This is a genomic window from Sphingomonas humi (assembly GCF_039536725.1).
GTDB lineage: Bacteria > Pseudomonadota > Alphaproteobacteria > Sphingomonadales > Sphingomonadaceae > Sphingomicrobium > Sphingomicrobium humi.
Genome location: NZ_BAAAZD010000002.1, coordinates 56673 through 79384, shown reverse-complemented (window position 1 = coordinate 79384; position 22712 = coordinate 56673). Strand labels below are relative to the sequence as shown.

Genomic DNA, 22712 nt, shown 5'->3' with positions numbered 1-22712 from the left:
ATCCAGAGCGACGCTCGCTCCATCTCATTATTTCGGCGCCGCCCCGAACTTCGCCGCGGTCACGCGCGTTGAACAGCACGACAGACAAATCCACGCGTTTTTAAAGGAGTGAAACCATGATTGGTTCTTCGGACAGCACGGGCGTCGGTACGCTCGAGACCCTCACCACCACGCTCATCGACAGCATCAACGGCTATCGCGACGCCGCCCAGAACGCCGAGGGCACCCGCTTCCAGGAGCTGTTCCGCCGTAACGCCGACGAGCGCAGCCGCATCGTCGAGGAACTCCGCGCCGAAATCAGCCGCCTCGGTGGCAACGCCCCCGACGACGGCAGCTTCCTTGGCGCGACCCACCAGCGCTTCCTCGACCTCAAGGCGGCGGTGACCGGCCGTGACGACAAGGCGATCATCAACGAAGTCGAGCGCGGCGAGGACTATCTCAAGGAGAAGTTCGAAGCGGCGCTGAACGCCACCGACGTTGCGCCCGAAACCCGCAGCATCATCGAACGCGCCTACCAGTCGGTGCGTCAGGGCCATGACCAGATCAGCAGCCTGAAGCACGGCCTGGAGGCCTGAGCCCGTGGGTATCTTCGACAAGATCAAGGGCGCCATCTTCGGCCACAAGGATCCGGGGCCGGGCAATCGTCCGACCATCCCGGCCGGAATGGCCGGGGGCCCGCCCGCGACGGCGCCCGCGCAGCCGCAGGGCCAGCAGGCCGGCAGCGCGACGGCTACCCAGCCGCCATCGGCGACCCCTCAGCAGCCGACTGACGTCGATGTCGAACAGGTCCTGTCCGACATCAGCACTCAGCGCGGGAATCCTGACCTCAACTACAAGAGTTCGATCGTCGACCTGATGAAGCTGCTCGGCATCGATTCCAGTCTCGAGAACCGCAAGGAACTCGCGCAGGAACTCGGTTACACCGGCGAGCTCGACGGCTCGGCGGAAATGAACATCTGGCTGCACAAGGCCGTGATGAAGCAGCTTGCCGCCAATGGCGGGCGGGTGCCGGCCAGCTTTATCGACTGACCGGACACGTAATGCTTAAGCAAGAAGGCGGCCGGGCTCATGTCCTGCCGCCTTCTTGTTGTCTGCTCAGGCCTGCGACTCGATCGCGGTGAACACGACCATCCGCATCTCCGCCTCGCCCGGCTTCTTGTAATCCTGGATCTGCAGGGCGTTGCGGCAGATATTGTTCTGCGGCAGCCCGCCCGTCTGCCGGTCGAGCACGACGCAGCCGATGACGCGGCCACCCGGCGCCACCCGCAGGCGGATCAGGTCGTAGCCAATGATCTTGCGGCCTTCCTGCTCGAGCACCGGCCAGGGCTTGGCAGCGTCGCGAAGGAGGCGCGCCTCGATCCGGAAGCGGGTTTCGCGCTTGTTGGCGATCCCACGCAAGGCTTCGAGCAACGTCCCGGCGGGCGGCGATGGCCCGCAGTCCGGCGCCTTGTTCTCGGCCGTTCGTCCCGACAGTTCGGCAAAGCGGCTGCAGTCCCGCGGCGTGCCGTCTGTCCCGATGGTGAAATGGGTAATGACGAGGTCGGGGACGATGTTGTTCTGCGGCGGCAGCCGCCACGCGATGCGATTGTTGACCGTATCGGCGACCGCCTTGCCCTTCATGTCGCGGGCCGGCGTGAAGCGCGCCCTGGCCGACATCAGCCGACACGACGCCGTGTCGAGCGCTTCCGACCCGCTCGACTGCGTAACGGTGCACTTGGTGACGCTGCCGTCTGGGCCCACGTCCAGCCTGAATCCGGTCGTTCCCTGGACGCCCGCCCGGCGCGCATCGACCGGATAATCATCGGCGGTGATCAGGGACCCAAGGTCGGCCCGCGCCCTTGCCGCCCATTCTCGGTTATCGGCCGGCGGCGCGACCGGGAGAGTGATGATCGGTGGGGCCTCGGTGCGGACGAGCGGCGGTCTCGCTTCCGACGAGGGCGAGGTCCCGCTGCGGATTGCCGCCCAGTCGATCGTCTCGCGCACTTCGCCGGCGGTCGGATTACCGGCGGCATCGCGGGCCGGCGTGAAGCGCATCCGGCTGCGCAGCAGCCGGCAGGTCGTGGCGTCGAGCAGCGAGGTTCCGCTGCTTCCAAGGATCGTGCAGCTAGCGACCCGCCCGTCGGGCCCGACGACCATAGCAACTTCGACCGCACGGGCGGCGGAAGCGGCAACCCCGGCAGGATAATCGAGGGCACTGATGAAGCTGCGCGCCGGTCCGCGGGCCACCGGGACGCTGGCCGTGCCGGCCTGGGCCAAAGCGACAAGTGAAATCAGGAACATCGGACGCACACTCCTTGTAGCCGCCGCAGGCTACCAGAAGGCAAAGGCGTGTCGAGACAGGTCCTGCTACTTCCTGGCGGGATCGTGGCCCCAGTTCTTGAGGCTTGCCGCCCAGCGCGATCCGTCCGGATGATCGGGCTTTTGCGCCAGGTGGCGATGCACGTAGCCGACCACTTTCTTCATATGCGCAAGGTCATCCTCGTCGAGATCGGCCACCTTGGTTCGAAGCAGTTCGATGATCCGGGTGCCGGACTTGTGACCGACGCTTTCGCCCGAGCCATGACCATCGGCACCCTTGAATCCGACCTCACGGCTTTCCTCGGTCGCGAGCCATTTCTCGAGCTCCGCTGGGGTCATGTTGACCGCGTCGTGGAATTCCTTGCGGACTTTGGTGCGCTCGTCGGCGTCGATGGTGTCTGCCAAGGCCTTTCTCCTCTTTCGTCACTGAACGAGGAGTGGGTGCGCCTGGTTGCCGACCTGCCCTAAAGCCGCAACCGCAAACCCCTGACATGCCGGCCACTTGCTGCTGGCCACTGGCAATTGCGAGGAAAGCAGCAGGCGTGGCTCGCCCACCAGCGGACAACATCGGCGCACCCGCGCAGATGATTCGCACCCGCACCATTGAAACGCACGCGCACAACAGAAATGGGGCCCGGCATTGCTGCCGAGCCCCACTGCGCCGAGCTTGAGTTTGCCGGTCTTCGTTTCATGCCGATGCTCCGTCCCGAAGGAAAAGCTTCAGCGTTCCGCGATCCTCGCTCGCCCGCTCAGGCGTCGCGTCGGTCTCGATCGGCTGCCCGGTCTCCCGGGCTCCTTCCCCGGATCTCCACTCCGGTTCGCCTTGCGGCTCCCCTTCGCTTCCATCCGGCTCTGCCGTCGCCTCCCGAACCTGTCGAGCGCCGGTCCGAAGACCCTTGCTCCACTTGTCCGTTCCGCTCCGGCGGTCCTGGTCCTCGCCTCCGCTTGCGTCGATCCGCTTCCTTTCGAAAGCATCGCGACCCAACCCTCGGTCCGGTCCTGAACCCGCCTCCCGTCTCCATCCCTGGCAAGCCAGTTCAAGGTTCGGTCGGCCACCGTCCGTCCGTTCGCGGCCCTTCTTGGAACGATCAACCTCTCGCGCTGCCCTGACCAGCCCTTTCGGGCGATCCGGCCTGCGGCGGTGAGACGATCATCTCTTCCGGCGCCTCTTGCCGGCTTCGCTTCGAAGATCCCTCGGTCGCTCCGTCCGGGCATCCTGGGGAAGCCCAATCTTCGCAAAACCGAATTCCACTTCGTCGCCTTGCCGGCGGAGATCGGAAGTCCCTTCCCCTTCCTGCCTGTCGGCCCTTGCGGGCTTCCGGAGAGGAGGAGGCCGTTGCCCCCCGATCACCCATGCAAGATGACTCCAAAAGTGAGTCGCGCAAAGCGGAATCTGAGGCACCATGCCTGTGGATAACGGGGATATCGGGTGCAATCGTTTCGCCCCCGGCACTCCCAGCGCTGTTGCCGTTCCGTTCTCCTCCCCCTAACTGGGCAGGACGTGTCCGAATCCGCTTCCCTCTCGCCCGAGCCGGCCTATCTCGCGAGCCTCAACGCCCCCCAGCGCCAGGCGGTGCTGACCACCGAAGGCCCGGTGCTGGTGCTGGCCGGCGCCGGCACGGGCAAGACCGCCGCGCTGACCGCCCGGCTCGCCCACCTCATCGCCACCCGCAAGGCGTGGCCGAGCGAAATCCTGGCGGTCACCTTCACCAACAAGGCCGCACGCGAAATGCGCGAGCGGATCAGCCGAATCAGCGGCGGCGCGATCGAGGGGATGCCGTGGCTCGGCACCTTCCATTCGATCGCCGCCAAGATGCTCCGCATCCACGCCGAGTTGGCCGGCTTGCAGAGCAACTTCACCATCCTCGATACCGACGACCAGTTGCGCCTGATGAAGCAGCTGATCGTTGCCGCCGAACTGGACGAGAAGCGCTGGCCTGCCCGCCAGCTCGCCTCCTGCATCGACCGCTGGAAGAACAAGGGACTCACCCCCGAACAGGTCGATGCCGGCGAGGCGGAGGCCTTTGCCAACGGCCGCGGCGCCGATCTCTATAAGCAGTATCAGGATCGCCTGAAGGCAGTGAACGCCTGCGACTTCGGCGACCTTTTGCTCCACATGCTGGTGATCTTCCGCACCCACGAAGATGTGCTGGAGCGCTACCGCACCCGCTTCAAATATCTGCTGGTCGACGAATATCAGGACACCAACGCCGTCCAGTACGAGTGGCTGAAGCTGCTTGCCGAACCGCGCCGCAACCTGTGCTGCGTGGGCGACGACGATCAGTCGATCTATTCGTGGCGCGGGGCGGAAGTCGCCAACATCCTCCGTTTCGAGCGCGACTTTCCCGGCGCGGCGGTGATCCGGCTGGAGCAGAATTACCGCTCCACCCCGCACATCCTCGGCGCGGCGTCGGGCCTCATCGCCAACAATTCGGGCCGCCTCGGCAAGGACCTGTGGACCGAGCTCGACAAGGGCGAAAAGGTGAAGGTCGTCGGCGTGTGGGACGGCCCGGAGGAAGCCCGCCGGGTCGGCGAGGAAGCCGAGCAGCACCAGCGCCGCGGAAGCCTCAGCGACATCGCGATCCTCGTCCGCGCGCAGTTCCAGACCCGCGAATTCGAAGAACGCTTCATCGCGATCGGCCTGCCCTACCAGATCGTCGGCGGCTTCCGCTTCTACGAGCGCGCCGAGATCCGCGACGCCCTCGCCTACCTTCGCCTCGTGCAGAGCCCGGCGGACGACCTTGCGTTCGAACGGATCATCAACACCCCCAAGCGCGGGCTCGGCGACAAGGCGGTGGCCAACATCCATCGCTATGCCCGCGCGTCCGGCCAGCCGCTCCTGCTGGCTGCCGCGCAAATGCTCGATTCGGACGAGCTGACCCCGCAGGCAAGGCGCAGCCTCGGCCGCTTCGTCGGTGACTTCGCGCGCTGGCGGCAGATGCACCTCGCCGCGGCAGACACCCCCGCCCCGCTCGGCTCGCCGCCGGCCCATGCCGAACTGGCCCGCCAGCTGCTGGACGAAAGCGGCTACACCGCCATGCTTCAGGCCGAGCGCACCGCCGAGGCCACCGGCCGGCTCGAGAACCTCGCCGAACTCACCCGCGCGATGGAGGAGTATGAGCACCTCCCCTCCTTCCTCGAGCATGTCAGCCTGGTCATGGACAATGACGCCGACAAGACTGGCGACAAGGTCACCATCATGACCATCCACGCCGCCAAGGGGCTGGAATTCCCGATCGTTTATCTCGCTGGCTGGGAAGAAGGCGTGTTCCCCTCGCAGCGCGCATTGGACGAAGGTGGCACCGCTTCACTCGAGGAGGAGCGCCGCCTTGCCTACGTCGCGATTACCCGCGCGCGCGAAAAGGCGACCATCTTCCACGCCGCCAACCGCCGCATCTACGGCCAGTGGACCAGCAGCATCCCCAGCCGCTTCGTCGCCGAGCTCCCCAAGGAGCATATCGAGGAGGAGACCACGATGACCGGCGGCGAGTCGCTGTGGCGGGCGCAGTGGAGCGAGCATGGCGATCCCTTCGCCCATGTCGCCGCCCAGCGCCCCGACCGCCTGACCACCCGAGGCCCCGGCTTCGGCCGCGCGGCGCAGACGTTTACCCCCGTCCCCCAGCGCATCGTCGAGGCACGCGCGTCGGCCGTCAGCCTCGGCAACAAGGGCCGCGACGACCTGTCGATCGGACAGCGCGTCTTCCACGGGAAGTTCGGCTACGGCGCGATCGCCGCGATCGAGGGCAACAAGCTCGAAATCGATTTCGAGCACGCCGGGCGCAAGCGCGTGCTCGACAGTTTCGTCAGCTTGGGCTGAACCTCAGCGCCGCGGCGCGAGGCGCTGACGGCGCGGCGGCGGCGGACCGCCCCCGGTCGCATGATGCTCGTCGGGGCTGGTGCTCGGCTCGACCATGATCCCGTCCTGCGCCATCGCCGGCGAATTCTTGCGCAGTGCCTTCATGAAGGTCTGCAAGGCGCGCGGGCTCACTTCGAAATAGCTGTCGGTCGCCGCGACCTTGATCGCGCCGATCTCGCTGCGGGGAACGTGACCGATGCGGCAGATCAGCGGCAGCAGCCACTTGGGGTCGCCGCCCTGCCGCCGCCCGGCATTGATCCGGAACCAGCCGGCGCCTTCGAAGCCGCCATGGCGCGGGCCATCGTCGGCCGGACCGTCGAGCAGGTCTTCGGGCGCAGGAAGATCGGCATGGAGGCGAGCGACCAGCGCCTGCGCCACGCCCTGCGGGCCGAGCCGGTCGAGCAACGCCGCGGCAAGGTTCGCGTCGCCCTCGTCCTGCGGCTGCGGTTCGTCGAACTGGGCCAGCAGGCGCGCCCGATCCTGGTCGCGGATCGCCTCGGCACTCGGGACATCGGTCCATTCGACCGGGATCCGCGCGGTACGAAGCATCGCTTCGACCCGCCGGCGACGCATGTTGGGGACGATCAGCACCGCCGTACCCTTGCGGCCTGCCCGGCCGGTCCGGCCCGATCGGTGCTGCAGCGCCTCGGCATCACGAGGCAGTTCGACGTGGATGACCAGGCTGACCGAGGGAAGGTCGATGCCGCGCGCGGCGACGTCGGTCGCCACCAGCACGCGGGCGCGCTTGTCGCGCAGCGCCTGGAGCGCGCGGTTGCGGTCGGCCTGGCTATGCTCGCCCGACAAGGCGACGGCGGTGAAACCGCGTTCGGACAGGCTGCCGTGAAGGCGTCGAACGGCTTCGCGCGTGGCGCAGAACAGGATCGCGGTCTCGGCCTCGTGGAAGCGGAGGAGGTTCACCACCGCATGCTCGACGTCGGTCGGACGGACTGTCACCGCCTGATAGCTGATGTCGCCGTGGCCGGGGCTTGATTCGACCGTGCTGATCCGGAGCGCATCGCGCTGGTAGCGGCGGGCAAGCGCGACGATCGGCTTTGCCAGCGTGGCCGAGAACAGCAGGGTCCGGCGGGTTTCCGCGGCGCCGTCGAGGATTTCCTCCAGTTCCTCGCGGAAGCCCATGTCGAGCATCTCGTCGGCCTCGTCGAGCACGACGACCTTGAGGTTGGACAGGTCGAGCGCCCCGCGCTCGAGGTGATCGCGAAGGCGGCCCGGGGTTCCCACCACGATATGCGCGCCATTTTCCAGCGCGCGGCGCTCGCGCACCGGGTCCATGCCGCCGACGCAGGTCAGGACGCGTCCGCCGGCGGGCTCGTACAGCCACTGCAATTCGGTCGACACCTGCAGCGCAAGCTCGCGGGTCGGGGCGATCACCAGCGCCAGCGGCTTAAGCGAAAAGGGCAGGCGTTCGGCCTCGCCGAGGAGGTCGGCGGCCATGGCAAGGCCGAAGGCGACGGTCTTGCCCGAACCGGTGCGGGCGGAAACGAGGAGGTCACGGCCGGCGGCCTCGGGAGTCGAGACGGCGTCCTGGACTTCGGTCAGCGTTTCATAGCCGCGCGTTTCGAGCGCCCGGGCGAGCGCCGAAGGGAGATGTTGATGGAGCATGAGTGCCCCTTAGTGCGAATCGTTGCGATTGGCTACCGGGGTGGAACCGTGGCGGCGGTCCGGGCGCTTCCCTGTTCCTTCAGGAGAACCTTTCATGCCCACCGCCCAGATCACCCGCATGGTCCTGCCCGACCACGAATGCCCGTTTGGCCGCCGTGCGCTCCAGCTGCTTCGCGACCATGGCTTCGAGGTCGAGGAGCATCAGCTCAAGACCCGCGAGGAAACCGACGCCTTCAAGACCGAGCATGGCCTGTCGACGACTCCGCTGATCGTGGTCGACGGGAAGACCATCGGCGGCTGCAGCGACCTAGAGAAATTCCTCGTCGCCCACGTTTGAATGAAAAGTGCTCCGGCGGTCGGCCGGAGCACCTTCATTTCTTAGGCCGCTGCGACCTTGGTCTTCTTCAGGGCCGCGAGATGCACTTCCGGCCCGTCCTTCTCCAGCTCGGCTTCATAGCGCGTCTTGGCGTCGGCAAGCTTGGCGCCCAGCGCGTCCATATCGACCCCATGGCGCTTGGCCTGGCTGAAGATGCCGGTCAGCCAGCGCTCTTCCTCGCCGACATGATGCTCGATCTCTTCCTTCAGGACCTTGACCTTCGCCTCGGCGAATTCGTCGCCCTTGGTGCTCGCGAGGATCTCGGCGATGAGCACGTTGGCCGCGTCATGCTCGACATAGGCTTCCTTGAGGTCCGCTTCCTCGACCTTTCCCTCGCAGGCCGGATAGAAGATCTCGTTCTCGATCCGGGTGTGGACGATCAGCGAGCCGGCGATCCGCTCGGCGATCTTGCGCTTTGCGGCGTTGCCTGACGCATCCTCATATTCCTTGAACAGTTTCTCAACCGCGCGGTGGTCCTCTTTCAGGAGGGTGACGGCGTCGGGTGCGGTGTCGGCCATGGCTGCGTCCTTGCTTGATCGTTTCGCAAGGGAAACCGGAAGCAACCGATGATGGTTCCGCCGGTGATCGTCATCGAACTGTCACGGGGAAGATAATGCGTGGGCTCGGCTATCTCATCTCAATCGTCAGCGTGCTGCTGCTCGGTGCCGTGGCATGGCCCAAACCCGGAGATCCCGCCTGGCACATGCCCGCGGTGCTGCTGGGGATGGCGCTATCGATCGGCGGCATGGGACTGCGCTGGCTCGCCAGCAGGCAACAGAAGCACGAACTGAACGCCGTGGAGAGCCGGGTCGGCCTCATCCGCCCGGTAAAGTGATCGTCAGCGCCGGTCGCCGCTGCCCGCGGTGGCGATCTCGTCGCCGGTCGGCTCGGGCGTCGCGTCGCCAGACTTGTCGAGCTCCATCCAGTCACGGAACGGCAGGCCGTAGAGCATGTCCATGACTTCGAACTCCAGTCCGCCGGGCTGGCTCGTGTTGCTGTTCCAGAGCGCCACCACGCCGCTCTTCAGCACCGGATCGAACAGGATCAGCGAGCGATAACCCGCGACCCCGCCGCGGTGGCCGATGATGCGGTGCCCGGCATAATCATAATTGCGCCAGCCAAGGCCGTAGGTCGCCTCGCCCACCCGCTCGAGGAACTTGCGCATCCGCGCCCGTTCGCTCGGGGTCTTCACCAGCGGCGCATGGACCGTTTCGAGCACCCGCTGGTCGAGCACCCCCGGCATCCCGCCCATCTGCGCGATCAGCCACAGGGACATGTCCTTGATATTGCTGTTGACCCCGCCCGCCGCCGGAACGCGATAATAAGGCTCGAGCACCTCGAGCGGTCGGCGGCCGACGCTGTGGGGCCTGGCCCAGCTCTTCGACGTCACCAGCCCTTCGCGGGTCAGCGACGCGCTGGTCATGCCCAATGGTTCGAACAGCTGGTGCCTGACCGCCTCCTGATAGGTCGTCCCCGTCGCCCGCGCGACGATGTCGCTGGCGGTGTCGAACGCGATATTCTGGTACGACCAGCAGGTATCGGGCGCACAGATGGCGTTGAGCGAGCCCAGCTCGGCGCGCAGCACCTGCGGCGACTGTCCTTCCTCCAGCTTGTTGTCGAGCGCGTTCTTGTAGAGGCCGAGGCGGTGGCTGAGCACGTCGGTGACGCTAGCGCGATATTGGTTTCCGGCCGGCAGCTTCAGCCCCGGTGCGTAATTGACCACCGGCGCGTCGAGCCTGACCTTGCCCTGCTCGGCAAGCTTGGCGACCATCGTTCCCGCCACGCCCTTGCTGACCGAGGCCCAGCGGAACACCGTGTCGGCGGTGACCTTCTCGCCCGAGCCCGCCAGCGTCTCGCCATAGCCGGAAAGAAAGGTGATGCGGCCGTTCTCGACCACGCCGACCGCCATACCGACCATCGTCGGCTTGGCCGCCATCCGCTTCAGGCGCGCGTCCAATTGGGCATAGTTCACCCTCTGCCGCGCGGCCGGCTGCACCTTGGCAAGGCGCATGCTCGCCGCGCGCACCTCGGCCGCACTGCTGCTGGCGGATTGAACGGGCTCGACCACCCGGATGCTGGCAATGGCGGCGCCCATGAACAGGACGGCGCCTACGCCGGCGACGACGCGCTTCTTCAGTGACTTGTCCTCCCCGGGCGTGGGCTTGGAGCGACTGACGCCAAGGCTCAACTGCCGTCACCCGGGGCCTGCGGCGAAACGAAGCTCTGCAGCGACGAGAAGCGGCGCGGCTGGCCAAGCGGCGCCATCGCTCCTAAACCGCTGCCCCATGCAGTTCCTGCGAACACTTTTCTGGGTCGTCCTGGCGGTGTTCCTGGCGATCATCGCCAGCAACAACTGGTCGGACGTAACGATCAACCTGTGGGGCTCGCTCCAGGCCGACATCAAGCTGCCCCTGCTGGTGCTGATCGCGGCGCTGGTCGGCTTCTTGCCGCCCTTCCTGCTGCTCCGCGCCCGGTTGTGGCGGCTGGAGCGGCGGATCGCGGTTTCGAATCCGCCTGCGCCAACCCTTGCGCCGCCGCCTCCGCCCACCGACGAGTTCGCTCAGTGAGCAACCCCGTCTTCGTCGCGCTCGACACGCCCGACCTGCGGGCGGCCGAGGCCCTTGCCCGAAGCATCGCGCCCCATGTCGGCGGCCTGAAGCTCGGGCTGGAATTCTTCGCCGCCAACGGCCCTGCCGGCGTTCGCTTCCTCGGCGAGGTCGGCCTGCCGATCTTCCTCGACCTCAAATTGCACGACATTCCCAATACCGTCGGCAAGGCCGTCGCCGCCCTCGCCCCGCTCGCGCCCGCAATACTCACTGTCCATGCCGCAGGGGGCCGGGCCATGCTCGAAGCCGCCCGCGCCGCCGCGCCGCCCGCATGCAAGGTGGTCGCGGTTACCGTCCTTACCAGCCTCGATGCCGCCGACCTTGCGCAGGCGGGCGTCCATGGCACCCCTGCCGCACAGGTCGATCGCCTCGCCGACCTCACCCGCGCTGCCGGGTGCGACGGCATCGTCTGCTCGGGCGAGGAAGTCGGCCAGGTGTCGGCCCGCTGGCCCGGCGGCACCTTTGTCGTACCGGGACTTCGCCCGGCCGGCAGCGACGTCGGCGACCAGAAGCGCGTGCTGACACCGGCGGACGCCCTGCAGCGCGGCGCCTCCGTGCTCGTCATCGGCCGCCCGATCACCGGCGCCCCCGATCCGGCGGAGGCCGCCCGCGCCATCGCTGCTTCCCTCAAGGCATCCGCCGCGCTACCCGCCGGCGTCTGAACCAACCCAAGGACTGTATCATGAGCTGGCTCAGCCGCGTCCGTAATTCCATTTCCTTCCTGCCGAAGCGCCAGACCACCGACACGCTCTGGCACAAGTGCAAGAATTGCGACGCGATGGTCTTCACCAAGGAATGGGAAGACAATCTCCAGGTCTGCCCCAAATGTGACCACCACGACCGCATCCGTGCGCGCACCCGCTTCGACCAGGTGTTCGACGACAGCCATTATGAGCTGCTGCCATCCCCCGACGTGCGCGAGGACCCGCTCAAGTTCCGCGACACCAAGAAGTATAGCGACCGGATCAAGGCCGCGCGCACCGCGACCAACGAGAAGGACGCCTTCCTCAATGCGCGCGGGACGATCGAGGGTCGTACCGCGATCGTCGGCGTGCAGGACTTCGCCTTCATGGGTGGGTCGATGGGCGTCGCGGTCGGCTCGGCCTTCGTTTCGGGTGTCCAGGCCGCGCTTGCCGCCCGTGCGCCTTACATCGTCTTCACCGCCGCTGGCGGCGCGCGCATGCAGGAAGGCATCCTCAGCCTGATGCAGATGCCGCGCGCCACCGTCGCGATCGAGCTGCTGCGCGATGCGGGCCTGCCTTATATCGTTGTGCTGACCGATCCCACCACCGGCGGCGTCACCGCCAGCTATGCGATGCTTGGCGACGTGCAGCTCGCCGAACCCGGTGCCCTGATCGGCTTTGCCGGCCAGCGCGTCATCGAGCAGACCATCCGCGAGAAGCTGCCCGAAGGCTTCCAGCGCGCCGAATATCTCCTCGAACATGGCATGATCGACATGGTCGTCCGCCGCGCCGACCTGCGCGAGCGGCTCGCCCGGCTGATCGACTATCTCGCCCCGACGGAGAAGGCGGCGGCCTGATGGCGGACGGCGCCCGCTCGGACCATCCGGGCGTGCAGGCGCAGCTCGACCGGCTGGCGAGGCTGAGCCCGGGCGGTGATCGACTCGGCCTCGAACGCATCGCCGAATTGCTGGCCGCGCTGGGGGATCCGCAGCGGCACCTGCCGCCGGTGTTCCACGTCGCGGGCACCAACGGTAAAGGCTCCACCACCGCCTTCCTGCGCGCCGCGCTCGAAGCCGCGGGGAAGCGCGTCCACGTCTTCACCTCACCCCACCTCGTCCGCTTCAATGAACGCATCCGCCTTGCCGGCAGGCTGATCGACGACGCCTCGCTCGCGGCCTTGCTCGAAGAGGTTCTCGACGTCTCCGGCACGATCGCGCCAAGCTTCTTCGAAGCAACCGCCGCCGCCGCCTTTCTCGCCTTTGCCCGCGCCCCGGCCGACGCGCTGGTGCTCGAAGTCGGCATGGGCGGCCGGCTCGACGCGACCAACGTGGTCGAGCGCCCCGTCGTCACGGGGATTGCCGCGCTAGGGCTCGATCACCAGCAATGGCTTGGCGAGACCCTGGCCGAGATCGCGAGCGAGAAAGCTGGCATCGCCAAGCCGGGCGCTCCCCTGGTGACCCTCGCCCATCCGCCCGACGCCGCGGCCCGCATCCGTGAGCTTGCCGAAGCGACGGGCGCGCCTCTCCTCGTCCAGGGGGCGCAGTGGCACAGCCATGTCGCCGGCGCTCGCCTCCATTACCGCGACGGGGCAGGTGCGCTCGACCTCCCGCTGCCCGCCCTCCCCGGCCTCCACCAAGCCGACAATGCCGCGCTGGCGGTCGCCATGCTACGCTATCAGCAGGCGATGGCCGTCCCTGACGAAGCGCTCGCCCGCGCCATGAGCGAAGTCCGCTGGCCTGCCCGCCTGCAGAAGCTCCGCCCCGGCCCGCTGACCGGTACCCGCGACATCTGGCTGGACGGCGGTCACAATGCGCAAGCCGCCCAAGTCCTCGCCCGTAGCATCGAAGAACTGGCGAACGGCCGTCCGCTCCACCTCATCGCCGGCGCTCTCACGACCAAGGATGCGGCGGGGCTCCTCGCGCCTTTCCGCGGGGTAGCGCAGCAGGTGAGCGCGATCAGTTTCGCGCATCCGCTCGCCATGCGTGCCGAAGATCTGGCCGGCGTCGGCCGTACGCTCGGCTTGCCGATGACGGCGAAGACCGATCTTCGCGCGGCCATCGCCGGCGCCGCTTCGGACGCCATCATCCTCATCGCCGGTTCGCTCTACCTCGCGGGCGAAGTGCTCGCGCTCAACGGCGAGCTGCCGGACTAGGCCGGCCTCGGCGGCGGCGCTTCCTGCTCGGGGATCGTGCGCAGCGGCTCGCCATCATCCTCGGTGCTCGGCTGCCGTACCGACTGCACGACATAACCCTTGCTCCACAGCAGCCACAGCAGCAGCATGCCCGGAACCGCGGCGACGATGGTCAGGCCCCAGAAACCGACCCAGCCAAGCTTCTCCGCCGCAATCCCGGCAGGGGCCGACAGCCAGGTTCGCCCGACCGCCGCGAAGCTCGACAGCAGGGCGAACTGCGTCGCCGTATAGGCGAGGCTCGACAGGCCGGAGAGATAGGTGGTGAACACCGTAAGCCCGATCCCGCTGGTGATATTCTCCGTCACCACCGCCGCGACCAGCATCCAGTAATTGTTGCCGACCGCCGCAAGGAGCATGAACATGACGTTCGAGACCATCATCAGCAGGCCCGAGATCAGCAGCGCCCGGCCCATCCCAAGCCACAGGATGAACGGCGCGCCGAGTGCCGAGCCGACGATCAGCGCGGCAAAGCCCCACGCCTTGTTTGCCGACACGTAATCAAGGTCGGCAAAGCCCAGCTCGACGATCATCGGCGACAGCATGATCTGCCCCATCGCGTCGCCTACCTTGTAGAGCAGCACGAAGCCGAGGATCAGGAACGCGCCCCTGCGGCCAAGGAATTCGCGGAACGGGTTCCACACCGTCTCGCGCAGCCACTGGCCGGCGCCCATCCCCGCCGCCGTCGCATAGCGATCGACATAGCGGCCGGGCCCGGCCCACAGCGCACCGACGATGGCCGGCAGGATCGCCAGGCCGGTCAGCGCATAAGCCGCGGCCCAGCCCATCCCCAGCCCTTCGGTCGAGGCGATGAAGATCGTCCCCGCGCCGGCGATGAGATTACCCGTGCGATAGCCGAACTGGTTGGTCGCGGTGCCGTGCGCCATTTCCTCGTCCGACAGGATCTCGATGCGATAGGCGTCGATCACGATGTCCTGCGTCGCCGACAGGAAGGCGACCACGATCGCCCAGAAGGCGAAGGTCCCCATCGCCCCGACCTGCGGGTTGCTGGCGCCAAGCTGCCACACCGCGACGAACAACAGGGCCTGGATCAGGAACAGCCAGCCGCGCCGCTGCCCGAACACCCGTGTCAGGACCGGCAGGGGCAGCTTGTCGATGAGCGGCGCCCACAGGAATTTGAGCGTATAAGGCGTTGTCAGGCCCACCGCGAAGCCGATGGTCGTCTTGTCGATGCCCACCTTGCTCAGCCAGAAGGTCATGGTCGACAGCAGCAAGGTCAGCGGAAAGCCGCTGCTGATGCCGAGCAGGAAGGCGACCAGCGGCCGCTTCTTCAGATAGGGCCGGAAGGACTCGATCCGCGTCGCCAGCAGGGCCAGCGCCACCAGCAACCCGACGAAGATCGCCACCTGCAGACCGTTCATTCCGTTTCCTTCACCAAGCACGAATTCGCCGGACCCTAGCAGCCGCAATTCGCGTGAACAGCCCGTCAGTGCTTGCGCCCGCCCGCCGCCAAGCGCAGTCTGCCGCGATGGATGCGCCGCTCCGGTCAACCCGCCCCACCCCCGGGCAACTTGCCCTCGCCGAACAGCTGGCGGGCGGACAGGAATTGCTTGGACAAGGCATCGCCCGGCTGCCGGCCAATCTTTATACCGACCAGGCCCATTTCGCGGCCGAGCAGGAACACCTGTTCGCTAGGCTTCCGCTGGTGCTCGGACCCTCGGCCCTCTTGCCGAACCCGCGCACGGCGGTCGCGCACGACGGCTATGGCGTCCCGCTGATCGTCAGCCGGGATGGCGACGGTAAGGTCCATGTCCTCGCCAATGCCTGCCGCCACCGCGGCACCCGGCTGATCGAGAGCGAGGAACTGGTCCCGGCCGCGCGCATCGTCTGTCCCTACCACGCCTGGGCCTACAGGCCCGACGGCAGCCTGGCGGCCCTGCCACGCCCCGACTGCTTCCCTGGGCTCGACAAGGGCACCATGAGCCTGCGCCGCTTCCCTGCGGTCGAAAGCGGCGGCCTGATCTGGTTCGCGCAGGACCCGGATGCCGATTTTGCGCCCGCAGAGGCGCTGGCCGACGACCTCGACGCCTTCGGCCTGCCCCACCTGCACCTCTATCGCCGCCGCACCCACGACGTTGCCTGCAACTGGAAGCTGGTGGTCGACGCTTTCCTCGAAAGCTACCACGTCCAGCGGCTTCACGCGGCAACCATCGCGCCCTTCTTCGCCGACGGGATCACCGTCGCCGACCGTATCGGACCGCATCAGCGCGCCGCGGTGGGCCGCACCGACTATCTCGAACGCATCGACCGCACCGACTGGCGCCAGCTGCGCAAGGCCGTCACCTACACCTATCACCTGTTCCCCAACTCGATCCTGATCATGAGCCCGGATTACGTGAACCTGCTCACCTGCTGGCCGCGGGGGGTCGGGCGCACCCTGGTCGAGGACGTCATGCTCATCCCCGAACCGCCGCGCACCGAAGAAGAAGAGCGTCACTGGCAGAAGAGCTGGGACCTCCTCGACGGCGGCACCTTCGCCGCCGAAGACTTCCGCGCCGCCGCGCTTTGCCACCAGGGCCTCGCCAGCGGCCTGATCGACGAGGTCACGCTCGGCACCCTCGAACATGGCGTCGCCGACTTCCACGCCAATATCGCCGCCGCCCTGATGCCGGAACCACCGGCCACCCTCTAGCGCGCCATCCGCGGAGCGCGGACTGGACGCAAATCCTTCAGGCCTTATGCCGAAGCGATGATCGCGCCGCTGACATCGCTTCGTTTCTTTGCGGCATCATTGGTCGTCGCGCAGCATTATTTCGGTTTCTCGGCCGGCCATGCCGGCGTTTCCTTCTTCTTCGTCCTGTCCGGCTTCGTCCTGGCCATGAACTACGAAGGCAAGGTCTCGACGCCCGAGGAACGAAGGCTGTTCTGGTGGAAGCGGGTTGCGCGCATTTACCCGACGCATCTGCTGACGGCGCTGCTCGTCATCCCGATCAGTTCGGCGCTCTTCACGCTGCCACTCAATCTGGCCCTGCTGCAAAGCTGGGTGCCGACACGGACAGCCTATTTCAGCCTGAACGCGCCAAGCTGGTCGATCAGCGACGAAGCCTTCTTCTACGCCGTCTTCCCGTTCCTGCTGCCGCTCGTGACCCGGTTTCGCGTCGCCATCTGGGCAGCTCTATTGCTCGCTGCGGCGTCTGCGTTCGCGATCTTCCTGCCGCAGCCTCTTGACGATCAGCCCACGCACTTCCTTTTCTACATCTTTCCGCCAACCCGCCTGCTCGAATTCGCGATCGGCATCAGCCTCGCAAAGCTGCGCGCCGACGGACCCCCGCTTGGTACCGGGTCCGAACTGGCGGCGATCCTGCTGGCCGCGGGCTCCCTCGCGGCGTTCGAGTTCGGGGTTCCGGGATCCTTCGGGTCGGCCCTGCTCTTCATCCCGGCGGCGATCGCGCTGGTCGCCGTCTTCGCCCGCTCCTCGGGCCTTTTCGCGCGGCTTCTCTCCGCCCAGCCGCTGATCCTGCTCGGTGATGCAAGCTTCATGCTCTACATGCTTCACCTGCCGCTCATTCGATATCTGCGCTTCCTCCCCGAATGGCTGGTCGCCATGCTCGCGGTGGTGCTGTCGATCGCGCTCTTCTGGTGGTTCGAAAAGCCGGCCCAGAAGATGATACTTCGCTATGCCCGGCGCCGGGGCGAGCGCTCCCGTCCGCCCGTCACGACAGCGCCCGAAGGGCCGTCTCAGGCCGCCAGCGGCGGTTCGTCGTAGAGGATCATCCCGTCGGGCGCTTTGATCCGTGCCTTGCCCGCCAGCCGCTTCTCGACGACCTTCAACGCTGCCTTGAGCGTTCGGTCGTTGTAAGGCTTGAGCAGCACGCCGATCGCCAGTTGTTCGGCGCCGGCCGGCGGAGCGGCGGTGGCGAACAGCACCGGAATGCCGATCTTTCCGGCTTCCCGCGCTAGATCGACGCCGCTGCGGTTTCCGGTCAGGCCGATATCGGTCAGGATGAGGTCGATCCCGCACTCCTTGTCGGCCGGATCGCAGGCCTCGTGATGGCGGCTCAGCATGGTAAGGGCGTCGCGCACGCTATCCACCGTGGCCACGACCGTGTATCCGGCGGCTTCCACCATCAGCTCATTGTCGAACGCCACCAGCGGCTCGTCCTCGACGATGAGGATGCGCTTGACGTGGCGTACCTGCTTGCCGAACAGCATTCGCGATCCTCGAGGAATTAGATTGTGCCCCCGCAACGAACGACAGGTCCTCGCGGGCCCCGTCCCCCTTCCAAAATGCCGCGGCGTGCTCCGCCCGCCACAGGTGCGCGTGCCGATGGTCCGCGTGCCGATGGTCCGCGTCTAGGCGGCCAGCGCCCGACTGGTCCTCGCCCGACCGGGCCGCGTGGCGCCAAGCCGGGCCCCGCTCGCGACACCGGGCCGCAGCGCATTGCCAAGCTGCTTGCGCGCGCCGGCGTCGCCTCCCGCCGCGACATTGAACGGATGATCGCCGAGGGCCGCATCGCCCTTGAAGGCGAGGTACTGACCACTCCCGCCACCCTGCTCGAGGACCTGCGCGGAGTGACGGTCGACGGCAAGCCGGTCGCGCCGCCCGCCGCCGCTCGCCTGTGGCGCTTCCACAAGCCCGCGGGCTGCCTGACCGCCGCCAACGACCCCAAGGGCCGCCCGACCATCTATGATCGCCTGCCCGCCGGCCTTCCGCGCGTGATGCCGGTCGGTCGCCTCGACTACATGACCGAGGGCCTGCTGCTGCTCACCAACGATGGCGAATTGAAGCGCCAGCTCGAGCTGCCCGCCACCGCCGTCGTCCGCCGCTATCGCGCCCGGGCCTTTGGCGAGATCAGCCAGGCCCAGCTCGAGGAGCTTTCGGAAGGCGTCGAGATCGAGGGCATGCGCTACGGGTCGATCGACGCCAATCTCGAGCGCCGCACCGGCGCCAACTGCTGGATCGAACTGGCGCTGACCGAAGGCAAGAACCGCGAGGTCCGCCGCGTCCTTGAGCATCTCGGCCTCCAGGTTTCGCGCCTGATTCGCCTCTCCTACGGCCCCTTCACCATGCTCGACCTCGCCCCGGGCCAGGTCGGCGAAGTGCAGCGCGAAGAGCTGTTCCGCTTCCGCCAGACGCTCAAATAGTCTCCCCCGTCATCGCGAGCCGGAGGCGAAGCAATCCACGCGGCGAATGGATTGCTTCGCTAGCGCTCGCAATGACCGATCGGCCCCGCAATTTGCCATTCCGCCCGTCCCGCGCTATGCGCCCGGCCGCTCCTGCATGGTCATCCCTGGAGGCGTGGGGAGCGGTACAAAACTCTTTTTCAAAGGAATGCACGTATGAGCGAACAGCTGACGCTGCCCGCCGAGACGCGCGACCGGGCTGGCAAGGGAGCCTCCCGTGAGCTGCGTAATTCGGGTCGGGTCCCCGCCGTTGTCTATGGCGCCAACCAGGAGCCGCTGAGCATCCACGTCGAGGAAAAGCTCCTCGCCAAGATGCTTTCGACCGGTCACTTCATGAACTCGGTCGTGATGATCGACGCCGGTGGCAAGACGACGCGCACCCTCCCCAAGGACGTGCAGTTCCACCCGGTCTCCAGCCGCCCGGTCCATGTCGACTTCCTGCGCATCGGTGAGCACAGCAAGGTCACCGTCTCGGTGCCCGTGCGCTTCGTCGACGAAGAGGAAAGCCCCGGCATCAAGCGCGGCGCGGTGCTCAACGTCGTGAAGCACGACATCGAACTGACCTGCGACGCGTCGGAAATCGCCGACGACATCGAAGTCAGCCTCAAGGGCCTCGACGTGGGCGATTCGATCCACATCTCGAACGTCACCCTGCCCAAGGGTGCGGTTCCGACCATCACCGACCGCGACTTCACCATCGCGACGATCGTGGCTCCGTCGGCGCTGAAGAGCGACGAGGGTGACACCACCGTCGACGGCGAAGGCGAAGAAGCCGCCGGCGACGCCGAGTAATCGGCTCCTCCCCTCCCGTGTCCGCGCGGGAGGGGAGTTGCCCCATCGATGCAGATCTGGACCGGCCTCGGTAATCCCGGCGCGCAATATGCGCTGCATCGGCACAACGTCGGCTTCATGGCGCTCGACACGATCGCCGAAGTCCACGGCTTCAGCCCCTGGCAGAAGAAATTTCGCGGCCTCATTTCGGAAGGCCGCATCGGCACGCAGAAGATCCTGCTGCTGAAACCCCAGACCTTCATGAACGACAGCGGCGACTCGGTTCAGCAGGCGCTGCACTTCTTCAAGCTCGACGAAGCCGCCCTCACCGTCTTCCATGACGAGCTCGATCTTGCGCCGATGAAGGTGAAGGTGCGGGTCGGTGGCGGCCTTGCCGGTCACAACGGCCTGCGCTCGATCAACGCCGCGCTTGGTCCCGACTTCCGCCGGGTCCGCATCGGCATCGGCCATCCCGGCCACAAGGACCGGGTCACCGGCTACGTGCTGGGCAATTACGCCAAGAGCGAGATGGAGCCCCTGTCCGACCTCCTCGCCGCCATCTCCGCCGAGGCCGAGTGGCTGGCGCGCGGGGAAGATGCGCGCTTCATGAGCGAGATCGCGCTCAGGCTCGCTTCCTGAGCACTGCGTTGAAGGCGATCGTCACCCGGTCCTCGCCGCTGCCCTGCGGGTGAACCCAGTGCCGCAGCGCGCCGGGAAAGAGCAATGCCTTGCCGGCGGATGGCTGCACCTTCACCTTGTCGACAGTCATCGCTGACGAAAGCAGCCCTGCAAACGGGCTCGACGGGTTGGGCGACAGGAACTCGATCGCGCCGCCGTCGGGATTGTCCGCTCCCGCCGCCGGCACCGCCACATAATAGCAGCCCGACCACAGCGCCCCGACATGGTCGTGCGGCGTATTGTAGGCGCTGGCCGGATTGACGTTGATCCACCCGTCACAGATGAATTCGAGATGATCGAAACTGGCGTCGGGCGCGATCCGCCGGGTCGCGGCGGCGACCATCTCCTTCAGCTGGCCGGCAAGCTCGCGATGCGCCGGCTCGGGGCGGCGAAAGAAATCGGGTTCGGAATGCCAGCCAAGCCGGTTCGATCGCTTGAGCGACGGCTCGCCCGCGCGGCGCACGCCGATCTCTTCCAGCAGCCGGGCGTTGAGCGGGCCACTGTCCTCCACCTCGAACACCGCGAGCGGAGATTGGAACAAGGGTTCGATCCGAAGCAGTTTGAGTGTCATCAGTCCCTCGGGCTTCTCCCCTTCCGCTAGCCTCCGCAGGCGGCCGCGACAATCCGCCGGGCAGCGCATCCTTTGCCTTCACGGGCGCGGCGCACTAACCCGCTGCCATGTCGCGCCAGCTTTTCGCCACGCCGCTCTACGAAGCCGACCTCGCCATCGACCTTGCCGAGATCGCCCACTCGATCCGCAGCCTTGCCGAGGACGATGGTGCCGGGCGCCGCTGGGCGAAGGAGCATGGCTACAAGGGCTACACCAGCTACGCCTCGCTGAACGACCTGCCGCGCCGCGATCCGGTGTTCGCCGACCTCGGCCGCCTGCTCACCCGCCATGCCGCGACCTTCGCGCGCGACCTCGCGTGGGATGTGAAGCCGAAGCTCGACAGCCTGTGGGTAAATTTGATGAAGCCCGGCGGTCACCACAGTGCCCACCTCCATCCGCACTCGATTCTCAGCGGGACCTTCTATGTCGAGGTACCCGAAGGCGCCGGTGCGATCCGCTTCGAGGATCCGCGCCTGCCGATGATGATGGCCGCGCCGACCCGCCGAACCGATGCGCCCGAGCCGCTGCAGACCTTCGTGACCGTCCGCCCGCAACCCGGCCAGCTGCTACTGTGGGAAAGCTGGCTGCGCCACGAGGTCCTGCCCGGTGCCGGCCGGTCCGAGCGGCTGAGCGTCAGCTTCAATTTCGCCTAGGCCGTTAGCATCCGCTTCTGCTTGCCGCTCCATTCCAGAGTAGCCCCGCCGCCGCCCGGTTGCGTCTGCTCCGCTGCAGCGGCTAAGGGCGCGCGAGCTTCCTCCGTTATCGAGATATACTTTCCATGGGCTTCCGCTGCGGCATCGTCGGCCTGCCGAACGTCGGCAAATCGACCCTTTTCAACGCGCTCACAGAGACGCAGGCGGCGCAGGCGGCCAATTACCCCTTCTGCACGATCGAGCCCAACGTCGGCCAGGTCGCGGTCCCCGACCCGCGCCTCGACCAGCTCGCGAGCATCGCCAAGTCGGCCAAGATCATCGCCACCCAGCTTGGCTTCGTCGACATCGCCGGGCTCGTGAAGGGCGCCAGCAAGGGCGAGGGCCTCGGCAACCAGTTCCTCGGCAACATCCGCGAGGTGGACGCCATCGTCCATGTCCTGCGCTGCTTCGAGAATGACGACATCCAGCATGTCGCGAACAAGGTCGATCCGCTGGCCGACGCCGAGGTGGTAGAGACCGAGCTTCTCCTCGCCGACCTCGAAAGCCTCGAGAAGCGCGTCCCCAACCTCGTCAAGAAGGGCCAGCAGGGCGACAAGGAAAGCAAGATCGCAGCGTCGGTCCTGACCCAGGCGCTCGAGCTCCTGCGCGACGGCAAGCCCGCGCGCCTGACGCAGCCGAAGGACGAGGAGGAAGCCCGCGTCTTCGCCCAGGCCCAGCTGATCACCGCCAAGCCGATCCTCTACGTCTGCAACGTCAACGAGGAGGATGCCGCCAACGGCAACGAGCTTTCGGCGCAGGTGTTCGCCAAGGCCAAGGCGGAAGGCGCCAACGCCGTCGTCGTCTCGGCCGCGATCGAGGCGGAACTGGTCGGCATGGACGAGGCCGAACGGCTCGAATTCCTCGGCGAGATGGGCCTGAAGGAAACCGGCCTCGCCCGCGTCATCCGCGCCGGCTACGACCTCCTCCACCTCATCACCTTCTTCACCGTCGGCCCCAAGGAAGCCCGCGCCTGGACCGTCGAGAAGGGCGCCAAGGGCCCGCAGGCCGCCGGGGTCATCCACTCCGATTTCGAACGCGGCTTCATCCGCGCCGAGACCATCGCCTTCGACGATTATGTCGCGCTCGGCGGCGAAGCGGGTGCCCGCGACGCCGGCAAACTCCGCCAGGAAGGCAAGGAATATGTCGTGGCGGACGGCGACGTCCTCCACTTCAAGTTCAACGTCTGAGG

At 67.0% G+C, this 22712-nt stretch carries 24 protein-coding genes; 16 read left to right on the top strand and 8 right to left on the bottom strand.

Annotation, left to right across the window (positions count from 1 at the left end; all coding sequences use genetic code 11):
• Nucleotides 1–116 precede the first annotated feature (116 nt).
• Together ABD729_RS08210 and ABD729_RS08205 are read left to right on the top strand one after the other, a co-directional pair.
• On the top strand, nt 117–575 hold the full coding sequence (locus ABD729_RS08210) for a ferritin-like domain-containing protein (RefSeq protein ID WP_344709745.1): 459 nt from the start codon (nt 117–119) through the stop codon (nt 573–575).
• Between the two features lie 4 nt (nt 576–579).
• A complete protein-coding gene (locus ABD729_RS08205; RefSeq protein ID WP_344709744.1) occupies nt 580–1029 on the top strand; it encodes a DUF3597 domain-containing protein in 450 nt (149 codons plus the stop codon).
• Between the two features lie 66 nt (nt 1030–1095).
• Here ABD729_RS08205 and ABD729_RS08200 read toward each other — a convergent pair whose 3' ends face one another.
• Complete coding sequence (locus tag ABD729_RS08200; RefSeq protein WP_344709743.1) at nt 1096–2280, bottom strand: energy transducer TonB; 1185 nt, start codon at nt 2278–2280, stop codon at nt 1096–1098.
• 66 nt (nt 2281–2346) lie between these two features.
• Nucleotides 2347–2703 carry a DUF3140 domain-containing protein gene (locus ABD729_RS08195; RefSeq protein WP_344709742.1) on the bottom strand — a complete coding sequence of 119 codons (357 nt, stop codon included), beginning with the start codon at nt 2701–2703 and terminating at the stop codon, nt 2347–2349.
• Nucleotides 2704–3799: 1096 nt separating this feature from the next.
• Between ABD729_RS08195 and ABD729_RS08190 the strand changes: the two genes are divergently transcribed.
• Nucleotides 3800–6115, top strand: coding sequence for an ATP-dependent helicase (locus ABD729_RS08190; RefSeq protein ID WP_344709741.1), 2316 nt, complete (start codon nt 3800–3802; stop codon nt 6113–6115).
• 3 nt (nt 6116–6118) lie between these two features.
• Here the strand turns inward: ABD729_RS08190 and ABD729_RS08185 are convergent, their stop codons facing one another.
• The gene (locus ABD729_RS08185; protein WP_344709740.1) at nt 6119–7774 is read right to left on the bottom strand and encodes a DEAD/DEAH box helicase; all 1656 of its coding nucleotides are present in this window, start codon (nt 7772–7774) and stop codon (nt 6119–6121) included.
• A 94-nt stretch (nt 7775–7868) separates the two neighbouring features.
• Here ABD729_RS08185 and ABD729_RS08180 point away from each other — a divergent pair, with 94 nt between their 5' ends.
• Nucleotides 7869–8111, top strand: a complete 243-nt coding sequence (locus ABD729_RS08180; protein WP_344709739.1) for a glutaredoxin domain-containing protein — start codon at nt 7869–7871, stop codon at nt 8109–8111.
• Nucleotides 8112–8152: 41 nt separating this feature from the next.
• Here ABD729_RS08180 and ABD729_RS08175 read toward each other — a convergent pair whose 3' ends face one another.
• Nucleotides 8153–8668, bottom strand: a complete 516-nt coding sequence (locus ABD729_RS08175) for a hemerythrin domain-containing protein (RefSeq protein WP_344709738.1) — start codon at nt 8666–8668, stop codon at nt 8153–8155.
• A 95-nt stretch (nt 8669–8763) separates the two neighbouring features.
• Here ABD729_RS08175 and ABD729_RS08170 point away from each other — a divergent pair, with 95 nt between their 5' ends.
• Entirely contained in the window at nt 8764–8985 is a 222-nt protein-coding gene (locus ABD729_RS08170; RefSeq protein WP_344709737.1) for a hypothetical protein, read from the top strand.
• A 3-nt stretch (nt 8986–8988) separates the two neighbouring features.
• Here ABD729_RS08170 and ABD729_RS08165 read toward each other — a convergent pair whose 3' ends face one another.
• Nucleotides 8989–10338, bottom strand: coding sequence for a serine hydrolase domain-containing protein (locus tag ABD729_RS08165; RefSeq protein ID WP_344709736.1), 1350 nt, complete (start codon nt 10336–10338; stop codon nt 8989–8991).
• 97 nt (nt 10339–10435) lie between these two features.
• Here ABD729_RS08165 and ABD729_RS08160 point away from each other — a divergent pair, with 97 nt between their 5' ends.
• Genes ABD729_RS08160 through ABD729_RS08145 form a run of 4 tightly spaced genes read left to right on the top strand, consistent with a single transcriptional unit; the run spans nt 10436 to nt 13591 of the window.
• Nucleotides 10436–10717 (top strand): hypothetical protein, encoded by a 282-nt coding sequence (locus ABD729_RS08160; protein ID WP_344709735.1) that lies wholly within the window; start codon nt 10436–10438, stop codon nt 10715–10717.
• On the top strand, nt 10714–11418 hold the full coding sequence (gene pyrF, locus ABD729_RS08155; protein ID WP_344709734.1) for an orotidine-5'-phosphate decarboxylase: 705 nt from the start codon (nt 10714–10716) through the stop codon (nt 11416–11418). The genes ABD729_RS08160 and pyrF overlap by 4 nt, the downstream gene beginning before the upstream one ends.
• A gap of 20 nt (nt 11419–11438) precedes the next feature.
• Nucleotides 11439–12296: an acetyl-CoA carboxylase, carboxyltransferase subunit beta gene (gene accD, locus ABD729_RS08150; protein WP_344709732.1), complete on the top strand. Its 858-nt coding sequence runs from the start codon at nt 11439–11441 to the stop codon at nt 12294–12296.
• A complete protein-coding gene (locus ABD729_RS08145) occupies nt 12296–13591 on the top strand; it encodes a bifunctional folylpolyglutamate synthase/dihydrofolate synthase (protein WP_344709729.1) in 1296 nt (431 codons plus the stop codon). Before accD ends, ABD729_RS08145 begins: the two co-directional genes overlap by 1 nt.
• On the opposite strand, the gene ABD729_RS08140 is transcribed toward ABD729_RS08145, so the two are convergent.
• Nucleotides 13588–15009, bottom strand: coding sequence for an AmpG family muropeptide MFS transporter (locus ABD729_RS08140; protein WP_344709728.1), 1422 nt, complete (start codon nt 15007–15009; stop codon nt 13588–13590). The genes ABD729_RS08145 and ABD729_RS08140 overlap by 4 nt on opposite strands.
• Nucleotides 15010–15116: 107 nt before the next feature.
• On the opposite strand from ABD729_RS08140, the gene ABD729_RS08135 reads away from it, so the two are divergent.
• Nucleotides 15117–16280 (top strand): aromatic ring-hydroxylating oxygenase subunit alpha, encoded by a 1164-nt coding sequence (locus tag ABD729_RS08135; RefSeq protein ID WP_344709726.1) that lies wholly within the window; start codon nt 15117–15119, stop codon nt 16278–16280.
• 57 nt (nt 16281–16337) lie between these two features.
• The gene (locus ABD729_RS08130; RefSeq protein ID WP_344709725.1) at nt 16338–17354 is read left to right on the top strand and encodes an acyltransferase family protein; all 1017 of its coding nucleotides are present in this window, start codon (nt 16338–16340) and stop codon (nt 17352–17354) included.
• Here ABD729_RS08130 and ABD729_RS08125 read toward each other — a convergent pair.
• Nucleotides 17327–17800, bottom strand: a complete 474-nt coding sequence (locus tag ABD729_RS08125; protein WP_344709724.1) for a response regulator — start codon at nt 17798–17800, stop codon at nt 17327–17329. The genes ABD729_RS08130 and ABD729_RS08125 overlap by 28 nt on opposite strands.
• Nucleotides 17801–17875: 75 nt before the next feature.
• Between ABD729_RS08125 and ABD729_RS08120 the strand changes: the two genes are divergently transcribed.
• The 3 genes from ABD729_RS08120 to pth all read left to right on the top strand — a co-directional run bounded on the left by ABD729_RS08120 (nt 17876) and on the right by pth (nt 20182).
• Nucleotides 17876–18733 carry a pseudouridine synthase gene (locus ABD729_RS08120; protein ID WP_344709723.1) on the top strand — a complete coding sequence of 286 codons (858 nt, stop codon included), beginning with the start codon at nt 17876–17878 and terminating at the stop codon, nt 18731–18733.
• 195 nt (nt 18734–18928) lie between these two features.
• Nucleotides 18929–19564 (top strand): 50S ribosomal protein L25/general stress protein Ctc, encoded by a 636-nt coding sequence (locus tag ABD729_RS08115; RefSeq protein WP_344709722.1) that lies wholly within the window; start codon nt 18929–18931, stop codon nt 19562–19564.
• A 48-nt stretch (nt 19565–19612) separates the two neighbouring features.
• Nucleotides 19613–20182, top strand: a complete 570-nt coding sequence (gene pth / locus ABD729_RS08110) for an aminoacyl-tRNA hydrolase (protein ID WP_344709721.1) — start codon at nt 19613–19615, stop codon at nt 20180–20182.
• Here the strand turns inward: pth and ABD729_RS08105 are convergent.
• Nucleotides 20166–20792: a TIGR02466 family protein gene (locus ABD729_RS08105; RefSeq protein WP_344709720.1), complete on the bottom strand. Its 627-nt coding sequence runs from the start codon at nt 20790–20792 to the stop codon at nt 20166–20168. The genes pth and ABD729_RS08105 overlap by 17 nt on opposite strands.
• A gap of 107 nt (nt 20793–20899) precedes the next feature.
• Between ABD729_RS08105 and ABD729_RS08100 the strand changes: the two genes are divergently transcribed.
• Together ABD729_RS08100 and ychF are read left to right on the top strand one after the other, a co-directional pair.
• On the top strand, nt 20900–21484 hold the full coding sequence (locus ABD729_RS08100) for a TIGR02466 family protein (RefSeq protein ID WP_344709719.1): 585 nt from the start codon (nt 20900–20902) through the stop codon (nt 21482–21484).
• Nucleotides 21485–21609: 125 nt separating this feature from the next.
• Nucleotides 21610–22710 carry a redox-regulated ATPase YchF gene (ychF, locus tag ABD729_RS08095; protein WP_344709718.1) on the top strand — a complete coding sequence of 367 codons (1101 nt, stop codon included), beginning with the start codon at nt 21610–21612 and terminating at the stop codon, nt 22708–22710.
• The last annotated feature ends 2 nt before the right edge of the window (nt 22711–22712 follow it).

Coding starts and splice junctions, on each gene's coding strand:
- ABD729_RS08120 (WP_344709723.1), top strand. CDS start 17,876: ATGCCGCGGCGTGCTCCGCCCGCCACAGGTGCGCGTGCCGATGGTCCG.
- ABD729_RS08130 (WP_344709725.1), top strand. CDS start 16,338: ATGATCGCGCCGCTGACATCGCTTCGTTTCTTTGCGGCATCATTGGTC.
- ychF (WP_344709718.1), top strand. CDS start 21,610: ATGGGCTTCCGCTGCGGCATCGTCGGCCTGCCGAACGTCGGCAAATCG.
- ABD729_RS08175 (WP_344709738.1), bottom strand. CDS start 8,668: ATGGCCGACACCGCACCCGACGCCGTCACCCTCCTGAAAGAGGACCAC.
- ABD729_RS08115 (WP_344709722.1), top strand. CDS start 18,929: ATGAGCGAACAGCTGACGCTGCCCGCCGAGACGCGCGACCGGGCTGGC.
- accD (WP_344709732.1), top strand. CDS start 11,439: ATGAGCTGGCTCAGCCGCGTCCGTAATTCCATTTCCTTCCTGCCGAAG.
- ABD729_RS08145 (WP_344709729.1), top strand. CDS start 12,296: ATGGCGGACGGCGCCCGCTCGGACCATCCGGGCGTGCAGGCGCAGCTC.
- ABD729_RS08200 (WP_344709743.1), bottom strand. CDS start 2,280: ATGTTCCTGATTTCACTTGTCGCTTTGGCCCAGGCCGGCACGGCCAGC.
- ABD729_RS08135 (WP_344709726.1), top strand. CDS start 15,117: ATGGATGCGCCGCTCCGGTCAACCCGCCCCACCCCCGGGCAACTTGCC.
- ABD729_RS08100 (WP_344709719.1), top strand. CDS start 20,900: ATGTCGCGCCAGCTTTTCGCCACGCCGCTCTACGAAGCCGACCTCGCC.
- pth (WP_344709721.1), top strand. CDS start 19,613: ATGCAGATCTGGACCGGCCTCGGTAATCCCGGCGCGCAATATGCGCTG.
- ABD729_RS08185 (WP_344709740.1), bottom strand. CDS start 7,774: ATGCTCCATCAACATCTCCCTTCGGCGCTCGCCCGGGCGCTCGAAACG.
- ABD729_RS08170 (WP_344709737.1), top strand. CDS start 8,764: ATGCGTGGGCTCGGCTATCTCATCTCAATCGTCAGCGTGCTGCTGCTC.
- ABD729_RS08125 (WP_344709724.1), bottom strand. CDS start 17,800: ATGCTGTTCGGCAAGCAGGTACGCCACGTCAAGCGCATCCTCATCGTC.
- ABD729_RS08210 (WP_344709745.1), top strand. CDS start 117: ATGATTGGTTCTTCGGACAGCACGGGCGTCGGTACGCTCGAGACCCTC.
- ABD729_RS08140 (WP_344709728.1), bottom strand. CDS start 15,009: ATGAACGGTCTGCAGGTGGCGATCTTCGTCGGGTTGCTGGTGGCGCTG.
- ABD729_RS08160 (WP_344709735.1), top strand. CDS start 10,436: ATGCAGTTCCTGCGAACACTTTTCTGGGTCGTCCTGGCGGTGTTCCTG.
- ABD729_RS08105 (WP_344709720.1), bottom strand. CDS start 20,792: ATGACACTCAAACTGCTTCGGATCGAACCCTTGTTCCAATCTCCGCTC.
- ABD729_RS08180 (WP_344709739.1), top strand. CDS start 7,869: ATGCCCACCGCCCAGATCACCCGCATGGTCCTGCCCGACCACGAATGC.